The sequence below is a fragment of the Clostridioides difficile ATCC 9689 = DSM 1296 genome (assembly GCF_001077535.1).
GTDB classification, from domain to species: domain Bacteria; phylum Bacillota; class Clostridia; order Peptostreptococcales; family Peptostreptococcaceae; genus Clostridioides; species Clostridioides difficile.
Map to the genome: position 1 here is coordinate 755,941 of NZ_CP011968.1, position 14,385 is coordinate 770,325.

At 26.0% G+C, this 14,385-nt stretch carries 15 protein-coding genes; all 15 read left to right on the plus strand.

Annotated elements, in window-relative coordinates; translation table 11 throughout:
* The first annotated feature begins 116 nt into the window (after nucleotides 1–116).
* The 15 genes from CDIF1296T_RS03995 to CDIF1296T_RS04065 all read left to right on the plus strand — a co-directional run bounded on the left by CDIF1296T_RS03995 (nucleotide 117) and on the right by CDIF1296T_RS04065 (nucleotide 14,323).
* Nucleotides 117–914: an alpha/beta fold hydrolase gene (locus tag CDIF1296T_RS03995; protein ID WP_018112529.1), complete on the plus strand. Its 798-nt coding sequence runs from the start codon at nucleotides 117–119 to the stop codon at nucleotides 912–914.
* Between the two features lie 398 nt (nucleotides 915–1,312).
* Nucleotides 1,313–2,203: an SPL family radical SAM protein gene (locus CDIF1296T_RS04000; RefSeq protein ID WP_009895659.1), complete on the plus strand. Its 891-nt coding sequence runs from the start codon at nucleotides 1,313–1,315 to the stop codon at nucleotides 2,201–2,203.
* A gap of 865 nt (nucleotides 2,204–3,068) precedes the next feature.
* Nucleotides 3,069–3,458 carry a GNAT family N-acetyltransferase gene (locus CDIF1296T_RS04005; RefSeq protein WP_009895660.1) on the plus strand — a complete coding sequence of 130 codons (390 nt, stop codon included), beginning with the start codon at nucleotides 3,069–3,071 and terminating at the stop codon, nucleotides 3,456–3,458.
* A gap of 171 nt (nucleotides 3,459–3,629) precedes the next feature.
* Nucleotides 3,630–3,800, plus strand: a complete 171-nt coding sequence (locus CDIF1296T_RS04010) for a hypothetical protein (protein WP_009895661.1) — start codon at nucleotides 3,630–3,632, stop codon at nucleotides 3,798–3,800.
* A gap of 373 nt (nucleotides 3,801–4,173) precedes the next feature.
* Nucleotides 4,174–5,283, plus strand: a complete 1,110-nt coding sequence (locus CDIF1296T_RS04015; protein ID WP_009895662.1) for an Rpn family recombination-promoting nuclease/putative transposase — start codon at nucleotides 4,174–4,176, stop codon at nucleotides 5,281–5,283.
* 204 nt (nucleotides 5,284–5,487) lie between these two features.
* A complete protein-coding gene (locus tag CDIF1296T_RS04020) occupies nucleotides 5,488–5,976 on the plus strand; it encodes a DUF3841 domain-containing protein (RefSeq protein WP_009895664.1) in 489 nt (162 codons plus the stop codon).
* 85 nt (nucleotides 5,977–6,061) lie between these two features.
* Nucleotides 6,062–6,469, plus strand: a complete 408-nt coding sequence (locus CDIF1296T_RS04025) for a hypothetical protein (protein WP_003440129.1) — start codon at nucleotides 6,062–6,064, stop codon at nucleotides 6,467–6,469.
* Nucleotides 6,470–6,688 carry a helix-turn-helix transcriptional regulator gene (locus tag CDIF1296T_RS04030; protein WP_003440130.1) on the plus strand — a complete coding sequence of 73 codons (219 nt, stop codon included), beginning with the start codon at nucleotides 6,470–6,472 and terminating at the stop codon, nucleotides 6,686–6,688. It abuts the gene before it with no gap.
* 858 nt (nucleotides 6,689–7,546) lie between these two features.
* Nucleotides 7,547–7,852 carry a hypothetical protein gene (locus CDIF1296T_RS04035; RefSeq protein WP_003440146.1) on the plus strand — a complete coding sequence of 102 codons (306 nt, stop codon included), beginning with the start codon at nucleotides 7,547–7,549 and terminating at the stop codon, nucleotides 7,850–7,852.
* Between the two features lie 407 nt (nucleotides 7,853–8,259).
* Nucleotides 8,260–8,949, plus strand: coding sequence for a response regulator transcription factor (locus tag CDIF1296T_RS04040; protein ID WP_009895666.1), 690 nt, complete (start codon nucleotides 8,260–8,262; stop codon nucleotides 8,947–8,949).
* Nucleotides 8,949–9,866 (plus strand): sensor histidine kinase, encoded by a 918-nt coding sequence (locus CDIF1296T_RS04045; RefSeq protein ID WP_009895668.1) that lies wholly within the window; start codon nucleotides 8,949–8,951, stop codon nucleotides 9,864–9,866. Before CDIF1296T_RS04040 ends, CDIF1296T_RS04045 begins: the two co-directional genes overlap by 1 nt.
* A 72-nt stretch (nucleotides 9,867–9,938) precedes the next feature.
* Complete coding sequence (locus CDIF1296T_RS04050; RefSeq protein WP_009895670.1) at nucleotides 9,939–10,865, plus strand: ABC transporter ATP-binding protein; 927 nt, start codon at nucleotides 9,939–9,941, stop codon at nucleotides 10,863–10,865.
* Complete coding sequence (locus CDIF1296T_RS04055) at nucleotides 10,862–11,542, plus strand: ABC transporter permease subunit (RefSeq protein ID WP_009895672.1); 681 nt, start codon at nucleotides 10,862–10,864, stop codon at nucleotides 11,540–11,542. Before CDIF1296T_RS04050 ends, CDIF1296T_RS04055 begins: the two co-directional genes overlap by 4 nt.
* A gap of 444 nt (nucleotides 11,543–11,986) precedes the next feature.
* The gene (locus tag CDIF1296T_RS04060; protein ID WP_009895674.1) at nucleotides 11,987–12,688 is read left to right on the plus strand and encodes a Fic family protein; all 702 of its coding nucleotides are present in this window, start codon (nucleotides 11,987–11,989) and stop codon (nucleotides 12,686–12,688) included.
* Between the two features lie 984 nt (nucleotides 12,689–13,672).
* Nucleotides 13,673–14,323, plus strand: a complete 651-nt coding sequence (locus tag CDIF1296T_RS04065; RefSeq protein WP_009892717.1) for a GntR family transcriptional regulator — start codon at nucleotides 13,673–13,675, stop codon at nucleotides 14,321–14,323.
* The last annotated feature ends 62 nt before the right edge of the window (nucleotides 14,324–14,385 follow it).

Genomic DNA, 14,385 nt, shown 5'->3' on the forward strand with positions numbered 1-14,385 from the left:
TGTTTGTTCTGTTTTATAACTGAAATTTTGATAACATTTGATACTTTGATTTGTCATTGGTCAACATAGTCGTTAGTGTAATAATTTAAAAAAGTAGAATTTGGAGAGTGAGCACTATGGAAGAAAAATACATCTTATCTGACCGAGGTAAAGTATATTATTGGATAAAAGAAAGTAATAGTGTGTTTGCAAAGAACTTAATTTTTTTGCCAGGACTAACAGCAAATCATCATCTTTTTGATTTCCAAATACAGTACTTTTCAAAAAATCATAATGTATTGGTATGGGACGCTCCTGCTCATGGAAAATCAAGACCTTACTTAGATTTCTCATATTCTAACTTGGTAGAAGAATTGAAAGTAATTTTAGATAAACAAAATATGAAAAAGGTTGTACTTATAGGGCAATCGGCAGGGGGATTTGTGGCACAGTCCTTTATTGTAAAATATCCAAATATGGTAGAAGGATTAATGATGATTGGAACTTGTCCATATGGAACTGACTATTATAGTAAGTCAGATATTTTCTGGTTAAAACAGACTGAATGGATGTTAAAGTTATTCCCAGATAAATTGTTGAGAAACATAATATCTAAGATGTGTGGAGCTACGTCTGAAGGCAGAAGGAGTATGATGAAAATGTTAGAAGGCTACGAAAAAAAAGAACTGTGTCATCTCATGTATCTGGGATTTGCTGGGTTCATACCAGAAATTCAAGACTTAAATATACATTGTCCAGTTTGTTTGGTGGTTGGAGATAAAGACAAGACGGGTAAAGTGAGAAAATATAATGAGCAGTGGCACAATAAGACTGGGTATCCATTGCACATTATAAAAAATGCTTCACATAATGTAAATGTCGATAAACCTAATGAACTAAATCAGATTATGGATATATTTATTAAGCAATTATAATATATAAAAATTACATACCCATTAGGTAAATTATGTAGTATATGTGTTTACAGATGGTTATAGAAATAAATATGTAATAAACTACTTAACACTTAAAAAGTGGATTTGTCCAGAGCATAATACAAAGCATGATATATATAAATTTTTAAGCGAAATACATCAAAAGAAGGATTAGAATTAGTGGAGACAGAACAGCTATTATAGATTATAAATAAATAGTTTTAAAGGATGGGTACTACGAATATAGAGGAAGGTAAATCATACGTTATTCAAGGATTATAAATGATTAGTTTAAAAGTACTATCGGATAGGAGTCTCCATATTTAAACCTTAGTAAAGGTAGTTAAAGTAGTAGTTTAAAAACTAAAAAATTATATAAAGGAATTAGGTATAAGAAAATGATTGAGAGTATACCAGCAAAACAAATTTTACAAAAAGTGAAATTTGACAATACAAGATGGTTTGGAATTGACTATAATATGAATCTCTATCGTGGCTGTTCTCATGGATGTATATATTGTGATAGCCGTAGCACAATATACAACATAGAGAATTTTGACAAAGTTAGATATAAAGAAAATGTGATAGAAATTTTAAGTAAAGAATTGCGTTCAAAAAGAAAAAAAGGGGTAGTAGGCATTGGAGCTATGTCTGACACATATAATCCTTTTGAAAAGCAACTTTGTATTACAAAGCAAGCACTAGATTTGATTTCGGAAAATCATTTTGGAGTATCTATTGATACTAAAAGTAGTTTGGTGGTTAGAGATATACCGATTTTGCAGAAAATTAAAAAAAATAATTCTGCTATTGTAAAGTTGACTATAACCACTGCAAATGATGAATTATCAAAGAAAATAGAACCTTATGTAAATCCAAGTTCTGTACGATTTGACGCAGTGAAAGAACTTAATGATTCTGGAATTTTTTGTGGCATATTATTGACTCCTATGCTTCCATTTTTGACTGATAATAAAGATGAAATACGAGCAATTGTAGAAAAAGCACACAAGGCTAATGCAAAATTTATTTATTGCATGTATGGCGTAACAATGCGTAGTGGTCAGAGAGAGTTTTTTTATGAGCATTTAAGAGATATATCACCAAAATTGGTATTTAAATATCAGAAAACATATGGTTTAAACTATGTATGTACTGTACAAAATAAAGATTGTTGTGAGAAGTTGTTAAGAGAAGAATGTGCACGTTATGGTATTTTGACGGATATGAAAGAGATTATAAAAGCGTACAAGAGGTCGGAGTCATATATTCAAATAAAATTTTTTTAAGATAGGCTTTGGATGAGATATAATAGTGGTGATTGATGTGTTGATATTATAGTTGATTGTTAGAGAGGATATTATAGATGAATATTAGTATTGATATTCTAGGTAATTGCTAGAGCTGATATTATAGATGAATATTAATATTGATATTCTAGGTAATTGCTAGAGTTAGTATTATAGATGAATATTAGTATTGATATTTTAGGTAACTGCTAGAGCTAATATTATAGATGAATATTAGTATTGATATTCTAGGTAATTGCTAGAGCTAATATTATAGATAAATATTAGTATTGATATTCTAGGTAATTGCTAGAGCTAATATTATAGATAAATATTAGTATTGATATTCTAGGTAATTGCTAGAGCTGATATTATAGATGAATATTAGTATTGATATTCTAGGTAACTGCTAGAGCTAATATTATAGATGAATATTAATATTGATATTCTAGGTAATTGCTAGAGCTGATATTATAGATGAATATTAATATTGATATTCTAGGTAATTGCTAGAGTTAGTATTATAGATGAATATTAGTATTGATATTTTAGGTAATTGCTAGAGCTGATATTATAGATGAATATTAATATTGATATTCTAGGTAATTGCTAGAGTTAGTATTATAGATGAATATTAGTATTGATATTCTAGGTAATTGCTAGAGCTGATATTATAATTTATTATTAGTATTAATATTCTAGGGAATTATCACTATATTTTAAAAAGTAAAAATATATATCAAAATGAACTAAATAAGTACTGTAAGAAGTTTGCTAAATTAAGGTTTGAATAAAGTGAGGGTGGAGAACTTATGATAGAAATAAAAACTATAGAAATAAATAAAAAAGTCAAATTGACCTTTTAATGTTAGCCGACCCATGTGAAGAAATGATTGATAAATATCTCAATAAAGGAACTATGTACGCATTGTATGATAATAAAGAACTTACTTGTATAGCAGTTGTAAATGAAATTTCCAAAGAAATATGTGAATTAAAAAACATTGCTACATATGAGCATTTTCAAAATATGGGTTATGCCTCAAAGATGATTTATCATCTTTTAGATGTTTATAGTAAAAAATATTCATCAATGGTTGTTGGTACATCTGAAAGCGGAGTTCCTTTTTATGAGAAGTTTGGATTTGTTTATTCACATAAAATTAAAAACTTTTTTGTAGATAATTATCCAGAACCAATCTTTGAAGGAGAATTACAATGTGTTGACATGTTGTATCTATCATATAACTTTTAGATAGGATAATATTTTTAGGTTAATATACATAATTTATTCATATAATTATCGGAATTATAATTTATAAATTATGTATAATAAGAGTATAATTTATTTAGAAGCTGTTATATTGTATTAGATTCAAATAAGATATATAATAACTTGTTTATTTTGAATTTTGGAGGATTAATTATGGATTCAAATAATAATACTATAAAATCAACTGTTAAAAAGGGTATTTCTTTTGATTCTTGTTTAGCAATGATTATTTCTTATACTGCATGGAAATCTATTCCATGGGCTATTTTTCATGGCTTAATGAGTTGGATATATGTACTTTATTATTGGGTTAAGTATGCATAGATTAAATTAATAAATAAGTATGTAATATTGTGAAGTTTAAGAAACAAAACGTAAGTGAGTGTCTCGAAGTGAACTTTTTAGTTTATAAGGCACTCTTTTTTGTATTAAATAAAATATATTTTCATTACTTAAACAATGAAAAAGATGAGTATCTCTATTTTAATACATACTCTTATATTCATTCATTTATCAACAAGAGTTTTAAAAAGAAAGCTATCTAAAATCTATTGTAATCTAAGTGCTTCTCTTTAAAGTCTTAACTTTAGTAATGATATATAAGTTTATAAGGTTCTTATTTCAATAATGCAAATTTTACTTAGAAGTTCAGACTTTGGGATGAAGAAATGGGTAATAATAAAAAAGAGGTGTTGATATGAAAGAAAAATTAGAAGAAAAATCTAAGATTATTAAAACATCAAAAGAGTATAAACGAACTATAATTGAAGAAAAGGACAGAGAATGGACCAAAAAATTAAATGACATACTTAGTAGAGGTGATTTTTCTAATGAAAAATTAGATAAAATCAAGGATTTAATTCCAAAAGAAATATTGACTAGTGAAAATGTTGGAGAAGTTGTAACTGAAGATGGGTATGCTAAGCCTGAGTATGATGAGGTATTTAAATCATTGTTTACTTTAAATAATGATTACGATTTACTTGCAAATTTTATAAATGATATCCTCAAAGATGCTCCATATGCTAATAGGAATATCAAACAGTTCACTCAAATAAAAAGAATAATTAAGGTTGAAACCGACCCAACAATTAATTACATTGGTGAGAAAAGACCTAGACTTGATATTTTGGCTGAAGATGAAGAACGTAACCATATAAATATTGAGATGCAAAGAGCTCTTGAAGAGGATTATTTGGAAAGAGCTGAATATTATCTTAGTCGTGTACATGGTAGAAAGTTAGAAGAAGGTAAAGAATATAAAGAAATTGGAAAAACTGTTGGAATACATATACTAAATCATGTAAAATATAATCACATAGAAGATTATGTAAATTGCCTGAGATTAACAATGGACGGGCATCCAGATATTTTTTCTAGTAAAACTGCATTATATTTTATAGAACTTCCAAAAATTCGTAAATCCAGTTGTATAGCAAACAGAGTTCTAATATGGGGTAAACTTATTGATAATCCTTCTCATATAGATATTAGAATACTATCTAAAACGGATTATGTTATTAAAAGAGCACTTGATAGATTAAAAGAATTAGGTAGTAATGAGGACTATTTATTAAATTTAAAGAGAGGTGCGTATATTATGAATAAAAGTAGAAATTTTAAAGAAGAAATTTTTCAAGAAGGTATTGAAAAAGGTATCGAAAAAGGTATTGCAAAAGGGAAAAGAGAAGAGAAATTTAATATCATCATAAAATTAAAAAATAAAGGATACAATTTGAGTGAAATATGCGATATTATAGATGATTTGAATAAATCAGAGGTTGAAAAAGTCTATAATCAAAACTAATACTATGATTGAGATGGCACTAGATAAATACAAAGCTTCCTCTTTTAAATTTAAATTAATATAAAACTTTGTTATTTAAATATGGTAGATATAAAGAGATATATAAATAATAGGTACAAAGAGGTGTATAAATAAAGGAGATAATTCAAAATAAAAGTTTGAACCATCTCCTTCTTATAGAAAAACAAAGGGGTTGATTTATATATGAAATTTTATACTATACAGACTTTAGAATTTTGGAATAACAATAAAAACAATAAATATCTATCAAATGATTATTCTTTTATATTAGAAGACTTTGATATTCCATACAAATGGATGTATAGTCAAATGACAAATAGAATATATGAATTTGATGATAGTATGATATGGGTTTGGACGAAGAGACCTGATTTAAGATGTAGTGGTTATTTAGAAAAAGGAAAAAAAGGTGTTTTACTTGAAATAGAAATAAGTGAAGACAATGTGTTATTATCAGAATTTGATTTATGGCATTTACCTTTAATGGATATTGCTGTAGAGCTTTATGAAGATGAACAAATTGAAAAGAAGGTAAGTTGGGAAAGAATATTTGACTTAGAACTGTGTTCAAAATTAAATGAAGTTAATATAGAAGATTTGACATTGCAAGGAGTGACATCTAAAGTGCCTCTATCTAATGTAAAATTAATAAAAGAATTTGTTGCAAAATAATATTTTTATTGAAATTTATTCAAAAAAGTTATATATTTATAACAAGAGGTGTTATAAATACATAACTTTTTAAGGGGGATTTTATATGTCTAAACAACAAACTGGTATTAAATCAACACTTATTTCAGAAATATTGGGAATTTCTTATTGTATTGGAGCTACATTAGTAAATAAGTATTTTTTTAAAGGAAGTAGTATTGAATATCTTCCTATAATTATTTGGGTATTAGCTATGGGAGCTCAGTGGGTCTATAATAAAAAGTATGATGATTTAATTGATGAGGCATCAAAATGTATACTATCAAGAGTTAATGATATTGCAATAAAAGTATTGTTTTTTTCTGTAGCTATAGTATCTATATTTCTTGTAACTTTGGACATAAATGTGTCAAATTTAAATATAGGAATGTCTTTATTAGTCATTTTGTTTATTCAATCCTTGTTGAAGTTAATTCTATTTATATATTTTGACAGAAAGGGGATATACAATTAGGTGTCAGTATTACTAAAGACAAAAATTAAATCCTATAGAGAAAAGAACCTTATGACACAAGGTGAACTTGCAAAGTCAGTAGGAGTAAGACGTGAAACTATTGTACATTTAGAAAATGGTCGCTACAATCCTTCTTTAAAACTGGCAATGGATATTGCTAAGGTATTTGATACAACTGTAGAAGAGTTGTTTGAATTTATTGAAGAAAATAATATTTAAATTTCATGTATTACTTATGCATTAGAGAATGAATTAATTATAGGTAAAAAACCAAGCTAATAGATTAGAGAATAAATGACTTATAGATGAAAAACCAAGCTAATGGATTAAAGAATGAATGATTTATAGATGAAAAAGAAAGCTAATAGATTAGAGAATAAATGACTTATAAATAAAAACCAAGCTAATAGATTAGAGAATGAATTAATTATAGGTAAAAACCAAGCTAATAGATTAGAGAATAAATGACTTATAAATAAAAACCAAGCTAATAGATTAGAGAATGAATTAATTATAGGTAAAAATCAAGCTCATAGATTAAAAAATAAATGATTTATAGATGAAGAACTAAACTTATAGATTAAAAAATAAATGACTTATTTATAGATGAAAAACCAAACTTATAGATTAAAAAATAAATGATTTATAGATGAAAAACCAAACTTATAGATTAAAAAATAAATGATTTATAGATGAAGAACTAAACTTATAGATTAAAAAATAAATGACTTATAGATGAAAAATCAAGCTCATAGATTAAAGAATAAATAACTTATTAGATGAAAAAACAAGCTTATAGATAAGAAGTCCATGCTTATAAGCCAGAAAATGAATACTTTAATAGATTAAAAAATACATATTTGTGAATTATAGAATGAATGACTCCATAAACTAGAAAATTTATAATAATATCTATATGAAAATTAGAATTATTTTATCACAAAAAAATTAAGTTAAATAAATATGAAATTACTTCCAAATATACTTCCAAAAACATGTAATCGCATATATAATATAATTATAAAAATAATAAATATTTTTATAGTAGTAGTTAATTATTAATAAGGAGGGGTCAAAATGCCTAGCATGATTATGGAAGTTGTAGGAGTACTATTTATAGCTATTGGATTAATCTTGACATTCATTGAAATAAAAGGAAATTTCCCTTCTTTTTATGGTTTTGGTCAAAATTCTATAGGGAAAAATGCTGTAGGTATTATAGCAGCAGGAATTGCTTTAATTTTCTTTAGAAATGGCATAGATAGCATAGATTCTATAGCTACTTATGGTGTATTTTTAGCAATAGAACTTGTTGTAATAGTTGCATATTTCTTAATAAGAAAAAAATTTACTAAAGAAGATAAACATTTAAGAACTAATTAACTAAATTATCTACTATAAAATTGGAAAATTAAAAACAAATAAAAGTTTGTTTTTAATTATTTAAAATCCAAATTTGATTATTTTTAAAGAAACTATGTTCTGTATAAAACTAGAATGTGGTTTCTTTTTTATGTATAAAATATTTTTTAGCAAAAGTTAAAAGGTGTTTTATAATATAAAATAGTTAATTGTAGATGTTAATAAAAGAAAATTATGTATATTTCAGATAAAGATAAGAGAGTATACTATATTTTAATTCTTTTTTCAATAAAGCTTATTGAAAAGAACTTTAACTTAGAAGAGTATCACCAAATTGCAGATACAATATCATAAGCAGTTATTTATTGACAACCCTTTTTAATAAATATATCATTTGAAGTATACTGACGAAAAGGAGTTGAATAATAATGGACATCTTATTGGTTGAAGATGATAAGAATATTCGAGAAATGGTATACGATTTTCTGATTAGTGAGAATTACTCTGTTAAAACTGCCATTGATGGAAATACAGCTATTGAAATATTTAAAAATTATTCATTTGATATTATTTTACTGGACTTGATGTTACCAAAGTCTAGTGGTTTTGAAGTATTAAAATATATACGAAGTGTGAGTGTTGTTCCTGTTATTATTACTACTGCGAAAGATAGTGACACAGATAAAATGCTAGGGCTTAATCTTGGTGCAGATGATTATATTACAAAGCCTTTTTCAATCGTAGAATTGCTTGCAAGAATTAAAGCTAATATTAGACGTGCAACAGTGTACAGCAGTTCAAGAAACTCTCAAGATATGGTTATTCAGTATAAAGATTTGATTATAAACATATCAAAATATGTAGTTTCAAAGAGTGGAATTGCCTTGAACTTAACACATACAGAATTTGAAATTGTTAAATTACTAGCGACTAATCAAGGACGTGCTTTTTCAAAGGAACAATTATACAACGCTATTTGGAAAGAACCTTATTATGGAAATGAAAATGTGCTAAATACTCATATTAACAGGTTAAGAAATAAATTGTCTGATGGTATGGAAAAAAATAATTATATTAAAACTCTTTGGGGAATTGGCTACAAAATGGAGGAAGAATAATGGAGTTATTTTTAGTTGTAATTTCTATTGTACTATTTGCTCTCTACTTAAAAGAACGAAATAAATCAAAGAAAATGGAAAGTGATTATAAGTATATCAATTCAAGACTTCGTGACATAACAAATGATGATGAAATTAATTATATTTTAGTACCATCTGATATTTCGATTGTAAAAGAAACGGCAGTAGATATAAATAAACTTCTTGAAAAGTTTTACAGTAGGCAAATTAATTATAATAGAAGTGAAAAAGCGATATTGCAAATATTTACAAACATATCACACGATTTACGAACTCCCATCACAGTATTAAAGGGTTATATTGAAATGCTATATCTTCAAAGTCAAAAAGAAGAATTATCTTCTTCAATGAGAGCAACTGTGGAAAAAATGCAAACAAATTCAAATGAGCTTGTTAATTCAATAAATAACCTGTTTAATATGGCAAAAATCCAATCTGGAGATATGATATTAAATCTTCAAAAATCCAATCTAACACAATTATGTCATGAGATTATTTTAGAGTTTTATGATTTGCTAGATAAAGAAAACTTTAATGTTGAAGTTAATATTGAAGATAGACCTATATATGCAAATGTTGACACAGAAGCATTACAACGTATACTCAAAAATTTAATTGATAATGCTATAAAATATGGTTCAGATGGTAGATTTTTAGGGATTTCACTATATGAAAAGGAAAAACATGTTTTTATAGATATTGAGGATAAAGGTTCAGGTATTTCTGAAACTGAAAAAGAGCATATTTTCACAAGAGCTTATACTGCTGACAGAAAAAAAGGCAATGGTTTAGGTTTGGCTATTTCTCAAGGGCTTGCAAACTCTATGGGAGGTTCAATTTATGTAAATAGTAGACCTAATGTAAAAACAGTTTTTACAGTAAAATTGAAAAGTTAGAAAAAAGTTAGATTTAAAAGAGAGAAAAGATAATTTTATTTTGTATACTGTTTTTAGAAAGGAGGGAGTATGATGAACTATATCATAGAGACCCATCAATTAAAGAAAATATATAAAGATAAAGCTGTTGTTAATGCTGTTAATATTCATGTGAAAAAAGGAGAAATTTATGGATTTGTTGGACCAAACGGGGCAGGTAAAAGTACAGTAATGAAAATGTTGCTAAATCTTGTTAAGCTAAATTCTGGAGAAATAGTTATGTTCGGTAAGAAAGTGGCAGAAACTGATTTTGAAATATTAAAAAAGATTGGTACTATTATTGAAAATCCTTATTTCTATGAGAATTTGACTGCTAAACAGAATCTTGATTTACACTGTGAATATATGGGTTATTATAACAAAGAACATATATCAGAGGTATTGGAATGTGTCGGATTGTCAAAGCAATCAAACAAGAAAGTTTCAAAATATTCTTTAGGGATGAAACAACGTCTTGCAATAGCTAGAGCAATTCTTACTAAACCAGAATTATTGATTCTTGATGAACCTATAAATGCACTCGACCCAGAGGGGATAAGAGAAATGCGAGAATTATTCCGTAAGTTAAATACAGATTATGGAATAACTATATTTATTTCTAGTCATATTCTTTCAGAGGTAGAACAAATTGCGGACACTATTGGAATTATTCAAGATGGTAAACTTATTAAAGAAATTTCTATGTCAGATATACACAAATATCAAACAGATTATGTTGAAGTAGATGTAGATAATGTGGAACTTGCTGGATACTTGTTAGAAAAAGAATTTGGAATAAAAGACTTTAAAATTACTTCGGAAAGTTGTATTGAAATATATGATTTACGAAAAGATGTAAAAGAAATATCCAAAATATTTATTCAAAATCAAATTGGTATAAATAGCATTGGACGTAAACAAAGTTCTTTAGAAGATTACTTCTTCCAAACTACAGGTACAGGAGGTAAAGAAACACTATGATACATTTAATGAAACTAGAGCTAAAAAAAGTTGGGCTAAAAAGATATTTTTTATTTTCAATGCTGGGGATTTTCTTATGTATGTTTTTTGTCTTTACTGGATTGAATGATAAATCTACTTCAATATATGATTATGATGTTACATTTAGGACAATCAGTTTATTTTTCTGTTTTTACTATATTATATTATTTGCTGTGTTGAATGTGGCATATATAATAAATGAATATACAAATAAAACAATCTTGATTTTATTCTCTTATCCACTTGACCGTAAAAAACTTATTTTATCAAAGTTACTTTTGATTACGACTCTTATGATATCATCAATGATAGTTGGATATATCTGTTGTTTTACATTCGTTGTTGTGTTGGATAAGTATTTTAATTTAGTTATTGGAGATTTTCATATTTCAATTTTATCTTATTGGATACCAGGAGCAATTAAAAGTATTATTGTATTTTGCTCATTAGGTATATGGACATTAGTTGTTGGAATGATAAGAAAATCAATACCTGTTACCCTTGTCAGTTCAATTATTTTTATCAATTTAAGACAATTTATTTTAGCTGGTACAAATACAACTCAAGACAGTTTGATTTCTGTTTTTATTATAGTTGGTATAACTGTGATTGGTATATATTATATACTAAATCATAAAGTTACTGAAATTGACTAGATACTGTGGCTAGGAAGGTAGTTATTAATTGTATCTTCTTGGGATAATAATGATTTGCTATTATATCAGCTATTATTAATATTATTAGAGTTTTAATAATATTAATAATAGCTATATATTTTTTCTTCTTATTTATAAATTTAATGATTTATAGTCATAAAATGAACTCTAAGAAGAGATAAAAATACGTTTTATATGTTTTTAGATTAATATAAAATATCACAATGAAATGTTGTACAAAGTGATATATAATAATTATATGAACTATAAAATTGACTAAACTTATTGACTAATAAATTAGATGAAAAGTTGAGACTTACTGAAAATAAATACAATGAAATATATACTACAAGTATTAAATTAAATCTGAACTTTACATACTATTAGAATAAGTATTATAAGATTATAATGATTTAAAAATATTAAAATAATTGAGATGATAACATGAACAATTCCTTTTTAGATAAATTGATTGAGACAAAAGAACTTAAAAATTCACTTTATAATGTGTTAAAACACAATTTTCTTTATCATTCTAATAAGATAGAGGGCAGTACTTTTACTACTGAAGCATTAGCACTTTTACTCGATAAGAATGTTGTTACAGGAAAACATACTTTAGATGATGTACAAGAAACTGTTAATTCTAGTTATGTATTTGATACAATAATTGACTCACTGAAAGAGAAAATAACACATAATTTCTTAAGGAATCTACATTCAAGTTTAATCTTCAATACAACCCTAAATTCCAGGGGGATGTCTGGTATATATAAAACTATACCCAATATGATACTAGGAACTGATGTAAGCATAGCACAACCATTTGAAGTTGAGCCAAAGCTTGATGAATTAATTGAATGGTACTATAGTCAGAGTGAAGTATCTATTAAAGTTATAGCTGAATTTCATTATAGATTTGAATTGATACATCCATTTCAAGATGGTAATGGGCGCATAGGTAGATTTGTTATGCTAAAACAGATGTTAGAAAATAATCTTCCTATAAAAATTGTATCTTGGGATAGTGAGGACTTGTATAGAAACTCCTTAAATTCTTGTAGTTTAGGTAATTATGTCCCTTTAATCGAATATTTATCAAGTTTAGAAGATTTTAGAGAAGTATATAAAATGTTATGGAAATAATTGTTTGCAGCAAAAAAAAGTTTTTATATAAATATATTTTTATCTATGCTATTTAACGCTGATTTCTTAGTTATTCTTAGCTTGGACTATATCCACTATTTTAACTATATAAAATAGTGGATATAGTTTAACTATCTCTTTATAACTATTCTTATGTATCTTAGTTGTTTCTTAATATGGGGACAGTTCATAAAACTAAAAGTGATTTTTAATTTTATCATTTATAATTTACCATTACATCAGAAAAATACTTATCATTAGAATTTTCATAAAAGGTACCTATTTTTTTCAATTAACTAAATCAATTCTATTAGTCTTAATCTTTCATATTTCAAATTGATAATATAAGAAAATAAAAAATAAAAAATTTTAAATTTTTTATTTATTGCGAAAAAAATAAAAAGGTGCTATACTTTTTGTAACATATTATTCAAATTATTAAGAGATAGTAAACATTTATAGTTTAATTTGTAGTACACTAGCATGATTTGCAGAACAATGAATTAATCTATAGTATAATAGTTTAATTTAAAGTACAACGATTTAATCTATAGTACAATAACTTGATTTGAAGTACAACGATTTAATCTATAGTACAATAACTTGATTTGCAATACAATGAATTAATCTATGGTATAATAGTTTAATTTGAAGTACAATGAATTAATCTATAGTATAATAGTTTAATTTGAAGTACAACGATTTAATCTATAGTATAATAGTTTAATTTGAAGTACAATGGTTTAATCTATAGTATAATAGTTTAATTTGAAGTACAACGATTTAATCTATAGTACAATAACTTGATTTGCAATACAATGAATTAATCTATAGTATAAGAGCATGATTTACAGTACAATAATTTAAATTGTAGTACAAAAGTACTATCAAATAAGAATTTCTACTTTAAAAATATTACTAAAAGTAATTAAAGTCCAGTAATTCAATATAATATGGCAAAAGAATAGAAATAAGGTGAGAGTAGTGAAAGTAAAGTCAAATTTAGATGAAATTTTATATCATAAGATTATTGAAAGTCTTATTCGTGGTGAATACTCTGTAGGTCAAAAAATATTACTAAATGACCTTTGTGAAAAATTTGAAGTAAGCAGAACACCAGTTGTACAAGCAGTAAAAATGCTAAATAAAGATGGAGTGCTTACTATTATGACAAATGGTAAAGTGTACGTACCAGAGTATGAATATGATATGGTAAAACAAGTTTGTGAAACGAGAACACTGATTGAAACATATGCTTTAGAAAAAATGATGCAAGAAGAGGAAGAGGTTTTTCAACAAAAGCTAGATGTAATAAAAAGATACTCTGATAAATGCGAGGAGTACTATCGTCAAGAAAAATCTGTAGAACTTGCACTAGCAGATTTGGAATTACATAAAGCCATTGTAGAAGGGGCAAATAATGAGATTTTAAATGATGTATATGTTGGTATACAAGGAAGATTTATAGTAGTGAACTATTTAATTCGACCATTAAAAAATCGTAATTATGAAGGAACAGTACAAGACCATTTTGAAATATTAAAATTCATTGAAGACAGAGATACAAAAAAAGCAGTAGATAAACTAAGAAATCATATTCAAGGAACTATTAAAAGATTCTGTGAAGATGAATAATAAGTTTTGAAGTTACTATATATACTTATCTATTAAGTTGCTAAATGTAGTCTAAGTATAAT